The following is a 17,018-nucleotide window of genomic DNA, read 5'->3' as shown; positions in this document are numbered from 1 at the left end:
TGGACTAGCGTCAGCCTAGGTTCTGGCACCGACAGTCCGACGCCGGCTCAGCTCAGCCGCGCAGCGTCGCGGCCGGCAGCACCCGGGTCGCCGCGTAAGCCGGGTAGACGCCAGCGACTGCGCCGACCGCCAGACCGACCAGCGGGCCGGCGAACACGACCGTCGGATCGAGTACGACCAGCCAGCCCTGCAGCAGACAGACGGCGGACGTCACATCGATTCCGATGACGGTGCCGGCAGCCCCGCCGGCCAACCCGACCAGGGCGCTCTCCACCAGGAACTGGCCGGCGACGGCCGATCGGCCCGCGCCGACCGCGCGCCGCAACCCGATCTCAGTACGCCGCTCCAGTACGGAGATCAACATCGTGTTGCTGACCCCCAACGCCCCGATGATCAACGAGACCGCCGCCAGGCCGAGAAACAACGCCTGGGTCTCCTGCTCGACACCTTGCCGGAAACTGCGTAGGTCAGCCGGGATCAGCACCTCGACGGCGGTGGTGTCCTCCGGGGCCAACACCAGCGGCATCGCCCCACCGACCTGGTCGGCCGCGCCGAGAGCGGTGCGCGCCGTGACAGTGGACTCGGTGAACTCCGCCCAACCGTGCCGGCAAGCGGCGTACGGCACAACGACGGCGTTGGTGAACTGCGGCTGGCCGACCGGCGCCCGGTAGACGCCGATCAGCGCGTACCGCTGGTCGTCGACGTAGATCAGCGGGCTGCGACCCGGGTCGGAGATCCGCAGCGCCCGCGCGGCCACCGAGTCGATGATCGCCACCCGGTCGCCGCGTTCGTCGTGCCCGTCGTCGAACATCCGCCCGGCGACGATCTCGACCCCGGCCGCCCGCAGCGCGCCCGACTGAGCGGCGAGTACGTCGACCCGTTCGCCGCCGCCGTCGGCGATGTCGACGGCGGTCGCCGCCAACCGGCTGTCCTGCCCGGTGGCGCAGCTGACGCCCGCGTCCACGACACCGTTGACCTGATGCAGCCGGTGAACGGTCGCCGGGTCCGGGCGGACAGCCGCATCCCGGTAGCGGGCCGTGACCGTGGTAGCGGCGACCGCGTCGAACCGGTCCGAGATCGCGCCGGCCGCACTGGAACTGATCCCGACGGTGGCGACGGTGGCCGCCACTCCGAGGCCGATCCCGGCAGCGGTGAAGGCGGAACGTAACCGGCGACCGAGAATCGCGCCGACCGCCTGCCCGACCACGTCGGTGATCGCGGTCCGGCCGCCACCCAGGTCAGCTGGCACGGCCGTCCACCACCCGGATGACCCGATCCGCGCTCTGCTCGACCCGGGCATCGTGGGTGACGACGACAACGGCGCGGTCGGCCACCACCAGGCCGCGCAGCAGCCGCAGCACCGTGTCGGTGTTCGTCGAATCCAGGTTCCCGGTCGGTTCGTCGCAGAGCAGCAGCGCCGGTTCGTGCACGATCGCGCGGGCGATCGCCACCCGCTGCTGTTCACCACCGGACATCGTGGTTGGTCGGGCGTACAGCCGATGTCCCAGCCCGACCGAGGCGAGCGCCGCCACCGCGAGATCACGCCGCGCACGACGCGGCCGGCCCTGATGAATCAGCGGCAACGCCACGTTGCGTACCGAATCGAGGTACGGCACCAGGTGGAACGACTGGAAGACGAAGCCGATGCTGCTCGCCCGCAACCGGGTCAGCTCCCGCTCCCGCAGCCCGTTGGTCGGCCTCCCGGCGAGCAGATGCGTGCCGCTGGTCGGCGTGTCCAGCAGACCCAGAATGTTGAGCAGCGTCGACTTGCCGGACCCGGACGGCCCGCTGATCGCGACCATCTCGCCGGGATGCACGCTTAGCGTGACGTCACGCAGCGCGTCGACGGCGGGCGGCCCCGGATATCGCTTCGACACCCCGGCCAACTCGAGCACAGGTGAGCGGACGGCGACCGCCGGAGTGGCCGCCTGGTCAGTCACTGCGCGGCCGAGCGTCCCGGGTCGCGACGACGACCTGCGCGCCGACCAGCAGCTGCCCGGTGACCGGGCGGACGGCGGCCCGGCCGCCGACGCTGAGCAGCACCTCCACCGCCAGTTGCGTGACGCCGGCACCGTCGGCCACCGACACCGACACCGTCCCGTCGGTGGCCGTCCAGAGGGCGGACGCGGGGACCACCGGTGCGTCGTCCGGGCTGCGGCCGCGTTCGAGCAGGACCTGACGGCCCTGGCCGAGCCGCGCCCCGTCCGGCTGATCGGCAAGGGCGAAGACAGCGGTACGTCCGTCATTGTGTGTGTCGGCGGCCGGTGCCTCTTCCGGAGCCGCCTGCTGGCCGGGCTCGGCCGACGCCGCCGGATTGCGGATCTCCGGCGCCGCGAGCAGTGCACCGCCGGGTCCGTCGAGCCGGAACTGCGCCCCGGCCGGCAGGCCGGCGACCAGCGCGTCAAGGTCAGGACCCAGCGGTACGGCGAGCTGCCAGCCGCCGCTGGTGAGGCTGACCAGCGGGCCGCTGCCGATGTCGCCGACCCGGGCCGGCAGCGCGCCGACGATCGCTGGCACATCCGGCAGGAAGACCAGCTCGTCGGCGGGCAGCAGCAAAGTGGGCGGCGGCGGGTCGGCCGGCGGCGTGGTGACCGGGGGCGTCGATGGTGGCGCGGGCTGATCCGCCACCGGCGGCGGGTAACCGGCAGCCGAGTAGAGCCGCCGGACGTCCGTCTCGGTCCGCGCGTCCAGCCGCCCATTCACCGGAGTGTCGTACAGCTGGCGGAGCGCCGTCTGCAGCTGACGTACGTCGGGCCCGGTGTCACCCCGAACAAGCTGGCGGTACGCCGGGAAGTCGCCCGGCAGCAGGATCAGCGGCCGCCCGGACACCTCGACGAGTACGTCGCCGATGCCGACCTGCTCGCCAACGGCGATCGGGACCGCAGTCACCACCTGGCGTACCGTGCCGGCCTGGGCCTGCGGCCCGCTGACCGTGCGGACGGTTTCCCTGGTCAGCGAGCCGTCGAGGGTGATCGAGTCGACGATCGGCCCGGCGGCCACCGGCGCGGTCACCACCGACGGCGACGGTGGTGCGGCGAGCTCGGCCCGCTGCGCCGGTGACCGCGCCTGGGACGCCGAATACCACGCCCAGCCAGAGGTGGCGGCAACGACCGTTGCCGCCACGACGGCGATGATCCGATGTCGACTGGTCAACGGATACTCCTGGCCGGGGGCGGGTCAGCTGCCGAGAGCCTGTTGTCCCCGCTGCAGCGCGGCCGCCATCGCGTCCCGGTAGCCGAACAGCTGGGTTTCGTGCTGGTCGACCGCGGCGTCGAGTGCGGCGTCCCAGGCCTGCTGCTGCGCGTCGCGCAGGCCGGTCTGGTCGGCGCATTCGGCGTCGGCGACGGCCAGCTCGATCTCCATGTCCTGCGCGACGTCCGCCGGCCACGGACCACCGGCCGGCACCGGACCACCGGGTCGCTCACCTACCGGGTGGTAGAAGTACTGGGCGTAACGCTGCGCGTCCGCCGGGTCGAGCAGCTGCGGATAGTCCTTCTCCCGCAGACACTGTGACCAGGCCGCCGCCGCGTCGGTCACCGCCTGGTTGGCGGTGTACGTGGCGCGCGTCGACTCCTCGATCACGATTGCCGGGCTCTGCGGCGCGGCGACCTCACCGTAGACGGCGGTCCGCGCCTGGCCGATGCAGCCGCCGAGCGTGGGCTGACCGGCGCTGTCGGTGAGGGTCTCGCCGTCTGCGGCACCGGTGAGAATCTCCTGGAATCGGCGTTCGTCGGCGGCCGAAGCCCAAGTGAACTCCGCTGACCCGGTGTCGTCGGACTCGCTCTCCGACGCGTTGGCACCGCCGCCGTACCCGTCGGTCCTGGCCTCGTCGAGCCCAGGGGAGACCGGTGGCGCGACGACCGTGGGAAGGGTCGAGTTCGCGGTCGGGGCCTGCGATGGGAAGCGGTCCAGACCGGCGTCCCGCAGGCACGCTTCGGTGAGCCGGCCGATCACGTCACGCACCTGAGGCCCCATCGCCAACGTCTCCGCCAGGAGCGCCTGTCCACTCTGCTCCCCGCCGGAGCCGGCGACTCCGGCGTCTGCCGGGTCTCTCTTCGCCGCGCCGGAGGTGAAGGGATCCGGCGAACAGGCGGACAGCAACGCCACGGCACTGATCAGAGCGACGGCGGGAAGCCACTTGGCGACTTGTTCGACGTGCAGCATCTGACCATCCCCTGTGCTGGCGACGACCTGACGGTTGCAGCGCCTGCCGTCGAAGTGATCGGCAGTTCCCTCGGTTGTCACACGACGCCGCGGACTGTGCTCTTGATCGAGAGGGTGCTGCTGATCCCTTGTCGATCCGCAGCGCGGTCGGAGAAGGCTAGCACGGGATGCACCGCTGCCGGGTCAAGCCGGTCGAACGCCTAAGTTCCGCTGGCTGTCCGGACACTTCGCTGATCTCGATCTGCAGGGCCGGCCTGCCCGCGTAGCCGAGTCCGGGGCGTTCATGAACGCGATGCCATGGGTCCGCCAGTTCCAACACCCATACACCAAGATCAAGGCGACTGCCGGCACCCACGGGCATTTGCGACCAACCCAGATCAAGGTGCCGGAATACTCAACCTTCGCGGTTCCGTTCGCGTGGATGTTGCGCGAACGCGCCGCCGAGCTGGAGCCGACGGACCCGGGCCACTTCTTCGTCGTCGAGGCGGCGGTCGACGTCGAGCAGCGGAGGCGGTGAGCAGCTTCAGCACCGGTTTGAACTGGTAGGCACAATAGACCCGCTCAGCTTGGCCGGTTCGTTCTTGCTCGGTCGCGGGCACCAACCGAATGCCACCGGCCGCTGGTTCGGGCGGAGGCGTAGGCGGCGGCGATCACCTCCGCGACGGTCAGCGCGGGTGCGGCCAACGCCCGTACATCGCTCGCGGAGGCAACGTGGCGGATTACGTCGCGAGCCATGTCCGGCATCCAGTCAGGGTGGGTGTGACGGCCGGACATGTCAGCCGGGACCGGTCCGGCAACGCCGTCACCGTGCACACCCTGCAGGTCGTCGAGGACGGCTGCAGCGGTGCCGTGCTCGCCTACGACCCGATACGCGGTCCGCCTGCTGGCAGCTCGCCAGTTGAGCGTCACGGCGGCGGTGACGCCGCCGCCAAGGCGAAGCTTCAGGCCGACCCGATCGTCAACCCCAGTTGCGTCGCGCCGCATTCGGCAGGACACCTGGCAGATGCGCTGGTTGCAGAGCCATTCAGCGAGATAGACGCAGTGCGGGCCGTGGTCGACCAGGACCCCGCCACCTGCGACGGCGTGATCGGCGCGCCAGCCGGGTTGCCAGTCAGACGTGCCAAGAGCCGGCCGGGGACGATCGACGGTGATCTCAATCCGCTGCAACCGGCCGATGCGTGCTGATGAACACTGTTCGCGCAGGGCGTTCAGGAACGGAGCGAAAAGGTAGTTGTGCCCCGGATATATGATGCGCTTCCGATCACACGCCACGTCGATCAGCCGTCGACCGCTGACCGGGTCGAGGAAGACGGGCTTCTCGCAGAAGACGTGCACGCCGCGCAGCAGCGATTCCTCAATGTACGTTTCGTGACTGCCCGGCGGAGTGCAGATCAGCACCAGGTCGACCTCGGCGCTGACCTGTGCCAGCGACGTCACCACCTCCGCATCCGGAAAATGGTGACGGGCGGACTGCCGCCGCGTCGGAGTCGAGTCCACCACCGCGACGACGGCCGCGCCCGGCAGGGCGGAGTAGCAGCGTGCGTGGGCCTCGCCACAGCGGCCGTATCCAACCACCGCGACTCTGATCATTTCTCGCCCCAGTGCCGTCTGAGCACCTCGGCCAGGGTGTCAGCGGCCGCCATCAGCTCAGCCTCGTCAGCGGTCAGCGGCGGATACAGCCGCAGCGTGCGCCCGCCGGTCATGACCAGGACCCCGGCGCTGAGCAACTGCTGGAAGACGCGACGTAGTTGCTCCTTGCCTGTGATGTCCAACTCGATGCCGAGCGCGAGTCCCTGACCACGAACCTCGGCTACCAGTGGAAGTCCGGCCAGGGCCTGCCTGAGCCGGTTGAGTAGCCGTTCGCCGAGAAGCCGCGCCCGACCGGCCAGATCCTGGTCGTGCACGGCCTCGGCGACGACCGCGACGGCCCGGCAGGCCAATGGGAACCCGCCGTAGCTCGACGAACTCGCGCTGGGAGCGCCGAACGGTCCGCGTTGCATGAGTTCGAGCGAGGAGCAGACAGCGGACACTGGATAGCCGTTGCCGAGACCTTTGCCGAGCACCATGATGTCCGGGCGAACGTCAGGGTGGTCGCTGGCGAAGACCACGCCGGTACGCCCCATGCCGGTCATCGACTCGTCGGCGATGAGCAGCGCCCCATGCTCGTCGGCGAGTTGCCGGAGTCGGGCCAGGTATCCGGCGGGAGGTGACACGTTGCCGGCCCGGCCCTGTACCGGCTCGACGAGCACGGCGGCGAGTGCGCCGGTGGATTGTTCCCGCAGGACGTCGCGTGCCAGGTCGACGCAGGCGATGTCGCAGCCGGGATAGGTCAGGCGCAGCGGACAGTGGGCGCAGTCGGCGTACGGGGCGCTGATGCTTCCAGGCATCGGCGGGCCGAGGCCGCTGCGGGCACCGCTGGTGTGGGCGAGGCTGCCCATGGTCCGACCGTGGAACGACTGCCAGAACGACAGGATCTCGTACCGCCCGGTGGCGGACTTCGCCAGCCGGATGGCAGCCTCGACCGCTTCGCTGCCGCTGCTGTAGAGCTGGATGCGGTCGAGCTGACCGGGCAGCAGACGCCGGAGCTGCCGCGCCATGTCCTCTCGCGCGTCCGAGCCGTGAGCGCCGATCATCCAGCGCTGCAGCTGATCTGTCATCGCCTGGACGTAGCCGGGATGGGAGTGGCCGAGCAGGTTGACGCCGGCGGCACCCATGAGGTCCGTGACGCGGCGGCCGTCCGGCTGGGTCAAGTGCATGCCGTGAGCCCTGGCGACAACCAGTCCTGCCCATTCAACGGCCTCGGAGATCCCAGGACCCAGGACAGGAGCCTCGGCCGAGAACGAGTCGGCGCCCACCGTCGCCCGGCTATTCCGTACGCCGGACGACCGCGACGCGGAATCCGGTCGCCGGATGTGGTTGGGTCGCGAGCATCTGGTTGCGGGTGTAGGAGTTGGCGCACTCGGTCCCGTAGTGGTAGGCGCCGCCGCGGATGACATACCGCGCCTCGGGTGACGGGCCGTTGGCCTCCCGACCATCGTCTGCGCGGTACGGGTAATGGAAGCTGGGCCGTCGTCCAGAGGCACCCCACCTGCTGCGGGTCCACTCCGAGACGTTGCCGATCAGATCCTGACATCCTGCCGCGTTGTCGCCCTGCGGCGAGAACCTGCCAGGCGCGACGACTTCGCCGATGCCGGTAGCGCGGATGTTCGCCCGGCCTGGGTCGGCGTTGTCGCCCCACGGGTAGGGGTCGCCCCGGCCGTTGCCGGCGGCGCACTCCCATTCGGCCTCGCTGGGCAGCCTGACGCGTTCGTCCGGGGCGAGCCGGCCGATCGCCTGCAGATGGTCGGTGAGCCAGCCGCAATAGCGGCAGGCATCCTGCCAGGACACCATCACGACGGGTAGGTCGGGGGAGTCCCACAGCTTGTTGCCGGTGACCCAGTGTTCGGGACAGGGCCCGCCAGCGGAGGCGACGAACGCCAGGTACTGGCGGTTGGTCACCACCGTGCGGGCCAGCGTGAACGGCGGGAGCAGGAGCCGATGCCGGGGTCGACACGAGCTGAACCTGCTGTCCAGCGAGTCGATCCCGATGACGACATCGCCGCCGGGATGGGGCACGAAGTCGGGCAGCGTCGGATGGTGCAGTGCGTTGTTGAGATCGGTGGGGGAGATCCGGCCGGTGTCGAGAAGTTCCTGCAGCGTGGCCTGCTCGGGCCGGCGACCCAGCGAGTCCGCATAGCCGCGTACCTCGTCGGCGCTGTCGTGGGTAGCGGCACGCTGGAGGCAGATCCGCGCGAATCGACTACCCTCCGCGAGAGCGGCCAGTTCGGTGACAGCGTCGAGACGCGACCCTGGATGGGGAGAGTAGAAGTCCTCGCGGACGTAGTCCGGCAGCTGTTCCTCGGCGTAGTTCGAGCCGACAAGCACCGGACGGCCGACCTCGCCGAGCTGCACGGTCGCTCCGCCGCCCCGGGCCTGCCCCGCGGCAGCCCGGAGGAGCTCGTTCATCGGCCGTCGGTCCCCGGCGGCGGCCAGATCACCGAGTACGGCGGCGAGGGCGTCGTGGCAGGTCAGTCCGGCTGCCGCAGATGGTCCAACGGTCGACGTCAGCAGGTGGACACCGGGGATCGGTGGCAGAGCCCCAGCGATGGTCGGTTCGGCGGTGAGATCGGCGCAGATGACGAGGTTCTCGGCGGTGCTGCAGCTATGCAGGGTTGCCACCAGGTCGACGAACGACAGCGTGCTGCCGGGTCGGCCAGGCACCGAGTTCGGGAGTACGAGGGAGCAAAGGTCGCCGGTCCGGCGGTCGAAGCGCACCACATGACCGGCAACGGCGACGAGTAGGACGGTGACGCCGGGCAGTGCCTGGGCTGCGGCTCCGATAGCCCGTAGCGCACCGGCCGGGCTGCCGAGCTGCCCGTTGCTGAGCACAACGGACCGTACGTTGAAGTGTTGCTCCAGCTGCCACTGGAGATCTGCACTGATCTTGCCGCCGCGCTGGCCGGGAATGGCAGGAAAGCTCGGTGGCCGCTGAGGTGCGAGGAACAGGGCGCCGATCTTCAGAGATGAGCCGCTATCCATGTCACCGTCTCGCGGTAGACGATCTCTCTCTCGTGCGGCCGTTCCAGGCAATGATCGCCGTCGTCGATCACGACCACCTTCTTCGCGCCACCGACGAGCTCGGCTGCTCGCACGCTCTGCTGGAAAGGTACCTCGCGATCGGCCGTGCCGTGGATGAACAACGCCGGTGTCGCGAGCCCGACTAGCGGCGTGCTGACATCTACGACCTGCTGTAGTTCGAGCAGGAACTCCAGGCCGATCTGCTCGCCGTCCATCTCGGAAAATCCTTCGTGTTCTGCCGCGTCGAGATGCTGCGGGTGCAGGTAGGACTCGAAGGTTCCGTCAAGCAGCCAGATAGCTGGCCACAACATGACAACCGACTTGTACGCTGGGTCGAGATCGCTGAGGCCGATCGTCGCGCCGAAACTCTCGCCGATCAACACCCACGCGCTGGGTCGGTACCTCTCCTCGACGAACTCTCGCACCGCACGCATCTCGTCGACCTGTCGACGGATGGTCATGTCGCGATAGCGGCCGGTGCTTTCGCCGCAGCCGCGGAAGTCGAACCGCACCGACGCGATGCCGAGCTCGGCGAGTTGCCGCGCGAGTTCCGCGTACAGGTGCGCCGGGCCGTCCTTCTGGCCGCCGGGTCCACCGTGCAGCATCAGCACCATGCAGTTCGCGGCATTGTCTGCTGGTCGCGTGATCACTGTGGCGAGCTCGTCGTCCTCGACGCTAACTCGATGCCGAGCTTCCTCCACTATGGATCTCATCCGTTGATCCCCTCCGGGTGAGCGTCAATCGCCGCCTACGGTCATGTCGGTGAATCGAATTCTCGGTCTCCGGATAGCGAGGGCCCACAACCACGGCATGAACAGCGACCGGATCGCATGCCGGGCAACCGCCGCCGCTTCGGCCCGCTCCCCGATCAATGACAGCTCACGGGCACTGGACCCAGCGCGGACCGCCAACCTCCTGGCCCTGATCATCCGACCCTGGAACAGGTGCAGGCGGGCGTCGGTCAGGTCGACTCTCACCAATTGGCGTACATCGCGGTACGCCACCGCGATGCTTCGCGCCTGGCCGAGCAGGAGCGCAGCGTCCTGGAACGCGCCACTCATCAGAGTGACTTCGGCGAGATCCCGGATGGCGTACGCCTTGCCCCGCTCCCACGGCAGCTCCTCGCACGCGTCGAGAAAACGTCGTACGGTCTGCGCGCACTCATCGAGCCGGCCCAGATGCCAGTAGGCAGCCCCCACCAGCGACTGAATGTCGATCATGTTGTTGAAGTCACCGGCTGATCGGGCCATGTCTTCGGCATCCTCGTGGCTGTTCTTGACGACAGCAAGTGCCTCGACCGCCTTGCCCGCGCGGAAGAGCTGAAAGCCGACACATCTGAGCTGGCGCGCGATCTCCTTGGCTGAGCCGATCTCACGGGCAATCCGAAGGCCGAGACCAGCCGTACGGGCAGCCGACTCATCCTCACCCCGAATCGCATGCGTCGACGAGATGACGGACAGCGCCAGTGAACGATCTTCGCCTTGCCCTAGAGCCGTCGCCGCGTGGTAGGCCACCCAGCCGAGGTCGATCCGATCGTCGAAGAGCCCCAACGTGAAGAAGATGTCGAGGGTGACCTCGAACAGTCTGAAGCTCTGTTCGTGTGCGCCGCAGCGATGTCGGTCCCGGATCAGTAGGCGGATGGCGTCAAGGTGGGCCTCCGCGCCGGATGCGTCCTCCCAGTCCTGGCCGAAGCGGCTGATGAAATGGTCTGCCAGCTGCGTGGCGGTCCTACGAAGATCGTCCTCCGACAACTGGTCGAGCACGAACAGGCGCAGTGCGGCCGAGCAGACGTAGAAAGTCGTGCCATTCTGCTGGCGGGAGGAAAGTAGACCGTCCGACCACAGGCGTTCCACGAGACTTTCGATTTCGCCCTGCGGTAGGTCGAGCGCGGCGCGCAACTGCTCAGCGTTCGCGCTTCCGTTGAGGAATGCGCAAACGCCCAGCAGGCTCCGCCCGGCCACACTGACGTCTTGCCACACTGCAGTGAACAACGCCTCAGTCAGCTGCGCCGATCCGGCTTCCAGCTGACGTATTCTCGCAGCGAGATTTCGGCTGTCATGCGAGCAGGCCAGGACGAAGAGTTCGATCGCCCGGGGGTTTCCGCCCAGGAGTTCGTGCAGACGTGCCAGAGTTGCTCGATCAGCATTCAGGATCTCGGTCGTGCCCCGCCGTGCCGCCTCCCTGACCAACAACTCCTGTGTGTACTTCAGCTGAAGTTCCTGGAGCATCACTCGCGGTGCCGGCAGCCGGCCAGGAGTGTTGGCGCTGACGATGGCCAGCGACCCACTGGGCAGGGTCCGTAGGAAGCTGATCAACTGCTGGGCGTCTGCCGCGGTGAGCCGCAGATTGTCGATGACCAGGACCGTCGGGTGGTCTGCGAGAAATGCGCGCAGCACCTCCGCCTTGTGCTCAGCGGGCGCCGCCGACAAGGTCGGGTCGCCGGCGGCCAGACCGAGCGTACGGGCAAGATCGGCTAACCCGAGTGCCCCGTTGTGTGCGTCGAACCAGACGAGCGACGTGTATCCACGTGCCTGCCGTCGGCCCGTGCGCTGTTCGGCAAGCCGATGGGCCACCTCCGTGGCCAGCGCACTCTTGCCGACACCGATGCTTCCCTCGATGGAGACGAGGTATTCGCCCCGGTCAAGATGGTGCAGGACCTGGGCGACCTCGTCGGTGCGGTCGACCAACTGGGTTCGCGACGGCAGCAGAATCTTGGGTCGTCGGTTCTTCGGTCGCCCCCCACGTCGCCACCGTCCGATCAGCGGGGGTAGGGCGAGCACCGCTGCGATGACTGCCAGCAGTGCGGTGAGCAGGCCAAGCAGCTCGTTGACACCAGAGGTGATGCCATCCACAGCCGTGACGCCACCTTAAGCACCAGAAGGGCAGTCATCGCCTTCGACGTCGCGAAGGTCGTACCAGTCTGGTTGAGACACTTACAGTGCGCAATGGCAGTGTCAGCGAACGGTCACTGACCTGCGGTGTCGGAGATCAAGGCGGGAAGAGATCCACAGCGCGTCGCGGCCTGAGCGCAAGGCCGGGCTCCATTGCGGCTCGTCACCGTGATGATGATCTCGGCGCAGTGCTCGCACCCGTGCTGCTGTCACGAGCGCTGCGGTGCATGGTCGGTCACCTCGCCAGTGCTGGGCTGGCGAGGTGACCGGCTGCGGGCGTCAGTGGGTGTGGGTGAGGAAGGTGGTCCAGGCGGTGGGGGAGAAGGCGAGGGTGCCGCCGTCACGGTCCTTCGAGTCGCGGACCAGGACCCGACCCGGCACGTTGCCGGCCACCTCGACGCAGTCACCTCCGGTGTCGCCGGAGCGGCTGGACTTGCGCCACTCGGCGGCGACCTCGACACAGTTGCCGCCGGTGTCGGTGGAGCGGCTGGGCTTGCGCCACTGCAGGCCGTCAGGAGTCATCATGGCGTCAGCCTATATTTCGCGATGATGCGAAGCGATGCGCTCGTGGAGGCGGCGTCGCCGAGCAGACAGTCCCACTTGCGGTTGAGCAGGGTGATCGTCTCCTCGTCGTCGGCGACCTGGCCTTTGGCAACGTTCTCCAGGTATGCGGCTGGGTCGACGTTGGGCAGCTCAGCGAGGATGAAGCCGCCGAGTAGTCCGACGTGCGCGCCGACCTCGGTCGGCAGGATGTGGATCCGCACGTTCGGCAGCTTGGCCACCTCTTGCAGGTGCTGGAGCTGCCCGTCAAGGATCGCGTGGTCGCCAACCGGTCTGCTTAGGATCGACTCGTCCAGGATGAAAATGCACTCCGGTGGGTTCTCGCGGGTCAGTAACTCCTGCCGCTCCATCCGGATGCGGACCAGCTCTTCCACCTTGGCAGGCGTGTGTAGCCCACCAGCGGAGATGATCGCTCGGGCGTACTCCTCGGTCTGTAGCAGGCCTGGGATGAGCGCGAGCTGGTATGAGCGGAGGCGGGTGGCCTCGGACTCGATCTTGCGCCAGGGCAGGAACCAGGCGGGGGTGCGTTGGCGTTCGGCGCGGTCCAGCAACTCGGTGAGCAGGCCGCCGGTGGACAATGACTCATCGGCTTCTTCGGCGAATTTGAAGGTCGGCTTGCGTCGGCCGGTCTCGATCGCGGCAATCGTCGACGCGCTCCAATTGATCTTTTCGGCGAGCCCGTCCTGGCTTACTCCGGCGGCGACCCGCGCTGCTTTGAGCGCGCGTATCCACATGATCATGTGCACGGCTTACCCCTCCGTACGTGAGTGATTTCACGGGTATGCCGCTTCATCCTTACCTGGGAGGTGTTGTGGAGTCCAGAGTGCTCACAGGAGAAGTTGCCGAAAATCAGCGGAGGGCAGAAATGAGCGTTCTGGTGCCAGGTTCCCAACCGTCGGCCATCCCCGAGCTGAGCGAGGAGCAGACCCGCAACGTCGCCGTCATGTATGCCAGGCGCGTCGTCACTGACCACTGGCCTTCGGTGGAGTGGGCCGGCTGCCCGGTCTGCCTGACCGACGGGTGCCGCCCGATGAACACCGCGCTGGAATTTCTACGAGTGGAAGACTTCAGGGCGTATCAGCGGTTCGCAGAACTGCTGCGCGACGGCCAGCCGGTGGAAATGATCACCGATGACGAATGACCCGCTGGTCAAGGTCGGCGATACGGTTTCGCTGAATGTCGGCGACTACGGCTACGGACTCGGTCGGCTGGTGCTGCGGGTGGCCCGGGTCGACGACGGCGCACAGCATCCGGGGATCGAATGGATTCAGCTGATCGGCGTCGAAGTCGTCGCGGGCGAGGACCAACGGTTCCGGGCAATCGTCGTACGCGCGGACGCGCTGCGCCGCCCCGGCGCGGTGACCCGCCCGCCCCGCCGCCGCCGCCCGTAAGTTCATCGAGTGGAGGGCTGGGGTACCCAATTTGTCGAGAATTACGTACCCCAGCCCTCCACTCGATGTGCTGTCACCTTTCTAGAGATACCTTCGCTTGCGATATATCTTCGGTGCCGATGCGCATGTGGCCATGCCCGAGATGCTGCGGGCCGAAACCGAACGGATGCGGCTCAACGGGCAGGCCGCCAGCCAACGACTGCGCGCCCGCGAGCAGGCAACCGGCACCCGACTCGCCGGAGGTGTGGCATGACCGACGACCGATCCGTCCTGGAGCGCCGGTACCGGGCGTTGCTGCGCTGCTATCCGGCGCACTACCAGGCTCACCGCAGCGCCGAGATGCTCGATACCTATCTGGCGATGGTGGACGGCAGCCACCGATGGCCGAGCGCTGCCGACGTCCGAGACGTGTTGGCCGGTGCGACTCGCGCCCACCTGCGCAGCACCGGCATGGCGGCGGCGCTGCCGGTCGCTGCCACCGTCGCGATCGGCACGGCCACCATGCTGGCCACCTTTTGGCTGATCAGCATCGAGGTGATCGGCCGCACGCGGGTCGGTCCGGTGCCGATGTTCGGCCCGCTCCTGACCATCGGCGCTATCGCCTGGGTTGCCTGGCTGGCCGTCGGTTTCGCGACGCTGGCATTGCCCGGTCGTGTCGTCCGGGTCGGTGTCCTGGCGGCCCTGGCGGTGACAGTTGCGCTGCTTCCCACAGCCGCCCTGCTGCCGTACGACCGACCCCCGTTGATGGTCCTGGTGCCGCAACTGGCGCTCGGCCTGCCGGACAGTCCCGGCGGTCGGGCCGGGCTACGGCTATGAGCCGTCGTCGCTCTGGTAACGGCGACCGCCGCTGCGGTCGCGATCATCACCATGCCGGGCGGCTGGTACCGGTGGTTCGACGGCGATGTACTCGCCGCGACCGCCGCAATTCTGCTGATCGGGCTGCTGGGTGCCAGCGGCATGCTCGCGGTGCGCGGCGACGATCGGGGTTGGCTGGCGACGGTGATCATGTTGCCGACGCTCGCGTTGCTGCTGGTCGAACCGCGTGGCCAGCTACGCCGGGACCTCCGCCGATTCCTGGACGTTGACCGCCTGGGTGGCCGCCGTCTGGGCGCTGGCGGCCGGCGCGGCCCTACTACTGACTGCCGCGATCCGTAGCCGGCAGCCGAGGCGACCGGCCACGGTCTGTCCGACCTGCGGCAACCGGGCTGTCTCGGGATGAGTCAGAACAGCCCGGTTGCCGCAGGTCGGCCTTGTTGGTCAGCTCACTGGGACAGTCGCTGCGAGAAGCGGATGTTGTTGCCGGACGGGTCGCGGACACCACAGTCGCGTACCCCGTACGGCTGGTCGATGGGCTCCTGCATGACCTCCGCCCCGGTGGCCCGGACCCGCTCGAACGTCGCGTCGACGTCGTCGACCAGGAAGATCAGCCCGCTGAGCGAGCCCTTGGCGAGCAGCAGCTCCAGGGTCTCCTGGTCGGCGGCGCGACCCATCGCGGCGACTTCGAGCACGATCTCGACGTCCGGCTGTCCCGGCGGGCCGACGGTCAGCCAGCGGACGCCCTCGAACGGCGTGTCGGTGCGGACCTCCAGGCCGAGCACGTCGCGGTAGAACTTCAGTGCCTCGTCCTGGTCGCGGACAAGCAGGAACGTGTGGGAAAGCTTGATTGTCATGCCAGCGACGCTACGCCCGCCGGCTGACCTGGGCTTCTCCAAACCGACTTGATACTCCGGCCGGGCGGGTCGGGCGGGTGACGGCTTTGACGTAGCAGGCCGGGATGGCCGCGCCGGCGGCGTGTGACCGGGCCCGGTACGCGCTGGGCGACTCGCCGACCAGCTCGGTGAAGCGGGAGCTGAACGAGCCGAGTGAGGTGAACCCGACCGCCATGCAGACGTCGGTGACGCTCAGGTCACCACGGCGCATCAACGCCTTGGCCCGCTCGACCCGCCGGGTCGACAGGTAGCCGTACGGGCTCTCGCCGTAGGCGGCCCGGAACAGCCGGGTGAAATGCGACGGCGACATGTACGCGGCCCGCGCCATCGCCGGCACGTCCAGCGGCCGGGCGTACTCCCGGTCCAGCAGGTCCCGGGCGCGGCGCAGTCGGACGGCTTCCTCGACGTTCACCCGGCCAGGGTGCCACGCCCCACCGACACTCGGCGTCGTCGTCCAGCCCGACGGGGTCAGGTCAGTCCGACGGGGTCAGGCCGCGCCGGATGTCGGCAGATGAGGCGCCGTGCAGGTCGGGCCGGTTGACTCCGAGTTGGCCGATCACCTTGCGGGCGGCGGCGACGTCCTGGTGCAGGCGGGTCAGGGCATCCGCAACCAGAGTCTCGTCGTCGACGAACTTCTCGTCCTGCTTGGTCAATGCGCGCTGCACCGCGACCGCGACGTCCTGCGCGGTGGTGCCGCCGATCTCGACGGGCTCGGTGTCGCTGCCCACCTCCAGCCCTTGCGCCAGGGTGCTGGTGGAGATGATCACCGCCCCGACCCAGGCCGCCATGCCGCCGGTGGCGGCGATCAGGGTGCCGGCGGCGATGCCAACCAGGGTGCTCCAGGCGTAGCTCTTGGCGGACTTGCCACCCGCGCCGAGGTCACCGAGGGCGGCGAGCGCCTTGTCGAGCAGGTCGAGGACGGCCTTCCGCTGGGCGATCTTGCTGATCTTGTTGGCTTCCAGCAGCTCCTTGGAGATGCGTGCGGCTGCGGCCTGGCAGGCCAGCCCGTTCTCCAATGGGGCGACGAAGTTGCCGATGAAGGTCTGCTGGAACGAACCCTCCCAGTGATTCTCCATCTGGTCGCGGACGGTCTGCAGCCCGGTGAGCCCCATGTCGCGGTTGCCGAGCTCGCCGGCTTCGGCGACCGACCCGCCGAACATGGTGGCGATCGTGCCGAGATTGTCGATCGCGGGGTTGGCCTCGTCAGGATCCGGCGTCAGGTAACGCTCGAAGGTGGGGACGACCCAGGCATAGTGTTCGTTCTCGATCGCGTACCGCCACTGTCTGATCTCCTCATCGGTAATCACGACCTCTTCGCTAGGCAGCCCGGGGCCGTTGCTGATGACGACGGAGAAGGCGCCGGACGTGACGGTGAACGCTGGCTTGTCGGGGTTGGCCTTGTTGTACTCCTGCAGGAGCGCGGCGAGATAGGAGTTCATGTCCTCCAGGGTCTGCCGGATGAATTCCTGCCGCAGCTGCTCGGCTTTCTGGGTCAGGGCCGGTACGAAGTTCTGGTTCGTGTACTCGGCCGGTGTATCGGCGTTGCCCATGTGCGGCCCTTCATGAGGCGTCGGACCGGCGTGGGGCGGGGATCGGCGTGCCGGGGTCGTCCTCGGAGGGTCATTCAAAACCCGGTGCGGTGGTTCTGAAGACCTCCAGGGCGGTGACGGTGCGTAACACGTCGG

The 17,018-nt window shown here is 68.4% G+C and carries 19 protein-coding genes; 5 read left to right on the top strand and 14 right to left on the bottom strand.

Features of this window, described 5'->3' with window-relative positions; translation table 11 throughout:
- Positions 1-52: 52 nt before the first annotated feature.
- From ACFHVL_RS10560 to ACFHVL_RS10545, 4 genes are read right to left on the bottom strand one after another with little or no spacing between them, the layout of a single operon-like run.
- Positions 53-1,249 carry an ABC transporter permease gene (locus ACFHVL_RS10560; RefSeq protein WP_416627349.1) on the bottom strand — a complete coding sequence of 399 codons (1,197 nt, stop codon included), beginning with the start codon at positions 1,247-1,249 and terminating at the stop codon, positions 53-55.
- The gene (locus tag ACFHVL_RS10555) at positions 1,239-1,940 is read right to left on the bottom strand and encodes an ABC transporter ATP-binding protein (RefSeq protein WP_416627347.1); all 702 of its coding nucleotides are present in this window, start codon (positions 1,938-1,940) and stop codon (positions 1,239-1,241) included. Before ACFHVL_RS10555 ends, ACFHVL_RS10560 begins: the two co-directional genes overlap by 11 nt.
- Positions 1,933-3,153: a peptidoglycan-binding domain-containing protein gene (locus ACFHVL_RS10550; RefSeq protein ID WP_416627345.1), complete on the bottom strand. Its 1,221-nt coding sequence runs from the start codon at positions 3,151-3,153 to the stop codon at positions 1,933-1,935. The genes ACFHVL_RS10555 and ACFHVL_RS10550 overlap by 8 nt, the downstream gene beginning before the upstream one ends.
- Positions 3,154-3,177: 24 nt before the next feature.
- On the bottom strand, positions 3,178-4,164 hold the full coding sequence (locus tag ACFHVL_RS10545) for a hypothetical protein (protein WP_416627343.1): 987 nt from the start codon (positions 4,162-4,164) through the stop codon (positions 3,178-3,180).
- Between the two features lie 283 nt (positions 4,165-4,447).
- On the opposite strand from ACFHVL_RS10545, the gene ACFHVL_RS10540 reads away from it, so the two are divergent.
- Positions 4,448-4,681 carry a hypothetical protein gene (locus ACFHVL_RS10540; RefSeq protein WP_416627341.1) on the top strand — a complete coding sequence of 78 codons (234 nt, stop codon included), beginning with the start codon at positions 4,448-4,450 and terminating at the stop codon, positions 4,679-4,681.
- Between the two features lie 44 nt (positions 4,682-4,725).
- Here the strand turns inward: ACFHVL_RS10540 and ACFHVL_RS10535 are convergent, their stop codons facing one another.
- The 7 genes from ACFHVL_RS10535 to ACFHVL_RS10505 all read right to left on the bottom strand — a co-directional run bounded on the left by ACFHVL_RS10535 (position 4,726) and on the right by ACFHVL_RS10505 (position 12,973).
- Positions 4,726-5,754, bottom strand: coding sequence for a Gfo/Idh/MocA family protein (locus ACFHVL_RS10535; RefSeq protein ID WP_416627339.1), 1,029 nt, complete (start codon positions 5,752-5,754; stop codon positions 4,726-4,728).
- A complete protein-coding gene (locus ACFHVL_RS10530) occupies positions 5,751-7,019 on the bottom strand; it encodes an aspartate aminotransferase family protein (protein ID WP_416627338.1) in 1,269 nt (422 codons plus the stop codon). The genes ACFHVL_RS10535 and ACFHVL_RS10530 overlap by 4 nt, the downstream gene beginning before the upstream one ends.
- A gap of 10 nt (positions 7,020-7,029) precedes the next feature.
- Positions 7,030-8,742, bottom strand: coding sequence for a formylglycine-generating enzyme family protein (locus tag ACFHVL_RS10525; protein ID WP_416627337.1), 1,713 nt, complete (start codon positions 8,740-8,742; stop codon positions 7,030-7,032).
- Entirely contained in the window at positions 8,721-9,494 is a 774-nt protein-coding gene (locus ACFHVL_RS10520; protein WP_416627336.1) for an alpha/beta hydrolase family protein, read from the bottom strand. Before ACFHVL_RS10520 ends, ACFHVL_RS10525 begins: the two co-directional genes overlap by 22 nt.
- Before the next feature lie 24 nt (positions 9,495-9,518).
- Positions 9,519-11,633: an AAA family ATPase gene (locus tag ACFHVL_RS10515; RefSeq protein ID WP_416627335.1), complete on the bottom strand. Its 2,115-nt coding sequence runs from the start codon at positions 11,631-11,633 to the stop codon at positions 9,519-9,521.
- A gap of 318 nt (positions 11,634-11,951) precedes the next feature.
- Complete coding sequence (locus tag ACFHVL_RS10510) at positions 11,952-12,194, bottom strand: DUF397 domain-containing protein (RefSeq protein ID WP_416627480.1); 243 nt, start codon at positions 12,192-12,194, stop codon at positions 11,952-11,954.
- Positions 12,194-12,973, bottom strand: coding sequence for a helix-turn-helix domain-containing protein (locus tag ACFHVL_RS10505; protein WP_416627478.1), 780 nt, complete (start codon positions 12,971-12,973; stop codon positions 12,194-12,196). The genes ACFHVL_RS10510 and ACFHVL_RS10505 overlap by 1 nt, the downstream gene beginning before the upstream one ends.
- Before the next feature lie 125 nt (positions 12,974-13,098).
- On the opposite strand from ACFHVL_RS10505, the gene ACFHVL_RS10500 reads away from it, so the two are divergent.
- The 4 genes from ACFHVL_RS10500 to ACFHVL_RS10485 all read left to right on the top strand — a co-directional run bounded on the left by ACFHVL_RS10500 (position 13,099) and on the right by ACFHVL_RS10485 (position 14,779).
- Entirely contained in the window at positions 13,099-13,374 is a 276-nt protein-coding gene (locus tag ACFHVL_RS10500; RefSeq protein WP_416627334.1) for a hypothetical protein, read from the top strand.
- Positions 13,364-13,624 carry a hypothetical protein gene (locus ACFHVL_RS10495; RefSeq protein WP_416627332.1) on the top strand — a complete coding sequence of 87 codons (261 nt, stop codon included), beginning with the start codon at positions 13,364-13,366 and terminating at the stop codon, positions 13,622-13,624. Before ACFHVL_RS10500 ends, ACFHVL_RS10495 begins: the two co-directional genes overlap by 11 nt.
- A gap of 249 nt (positions 13,625-13,873) precedes the next feature.
- Entirely contained in the window at positions 13,874-14,440 is a 567-nt protein-coding gene (locus ACFHVL_RS10490; RefSeq protein WP_416627331.1) for a hypothetical protein, read from the top strand.
- Positions 14,441-14,491: 51 nt separating this feature from the next.
- On the top strand, positions 14,492-14,779 hold the full coding sequence (locus ACFHVL_RS10485) for a hypothetical protein (RefSeq protein ID WP_416627330.1): 288 nt from the start codon (positions 14,492-14,494) through the stop codon (positions 14,777-14,779).
- A 107-nt stretch (positions 14,780-14,886) separates the two neighbouring features.
- Here the strand turns inward: ACFHVL_RS10485 and ACFHVL_RS10480 are convergent, their stop codons facing one another.
- The 3 genes from ACFHVL_RS10480 to ACFHVL_RS10470 form a co-directional block, all read right to left on the bottom strand.
- Positions 14,887-15,294, bottom strand: coding sequence for a VOC family protein (locus ACFHVL_RS10480; protein WP_416627328.1), 408 nt, complete (start codon positions 15,292-15,294; stop codon positions 14,887-14,889).
- Positions 15,295-15,304: 10 nt separating this feature from the next.
- Positions 15,305-15,745, bottom strand: coding sequence for a helix-turn-helix transcriptional regulator (locus ACFHVL_RS10475; RefSeq protein WP_416627327.1), 441 nt, complete (start codon positions 15,743-15,745; stop codon positions 15,305-15,307).
- A 61-nt stretch (positions 15,746-15,806) separates the two neighbouring features.
- Positions 15,807-16,883, bottom strand: coding sequence for a hypothetical protein (locus ACFHVL_RS10470; protein ID WP_416627325.1), 1,077 nt, complete (start codon positions 16,881-16,883; stop codon positions 15,807-15,809).
- Positions 16,884-17,018 lie beyond the last annotated feature (135 nt).

Origin of the sequence: Micromonospora sp. LOL_023, from assembly GCF_048060115.1 — a bacterium.
Taxonomy (GTDB): domain Bacteria; phylum Actinomycetota; class Actinomycetes; order Mycobacteriales; family Micromonosporaceae; genus Micromonospora_E.
Note: the sequence above shows the minus strand (reverse complement) of the source record. Positions and strands in the feature narration are given on the sequence as shown.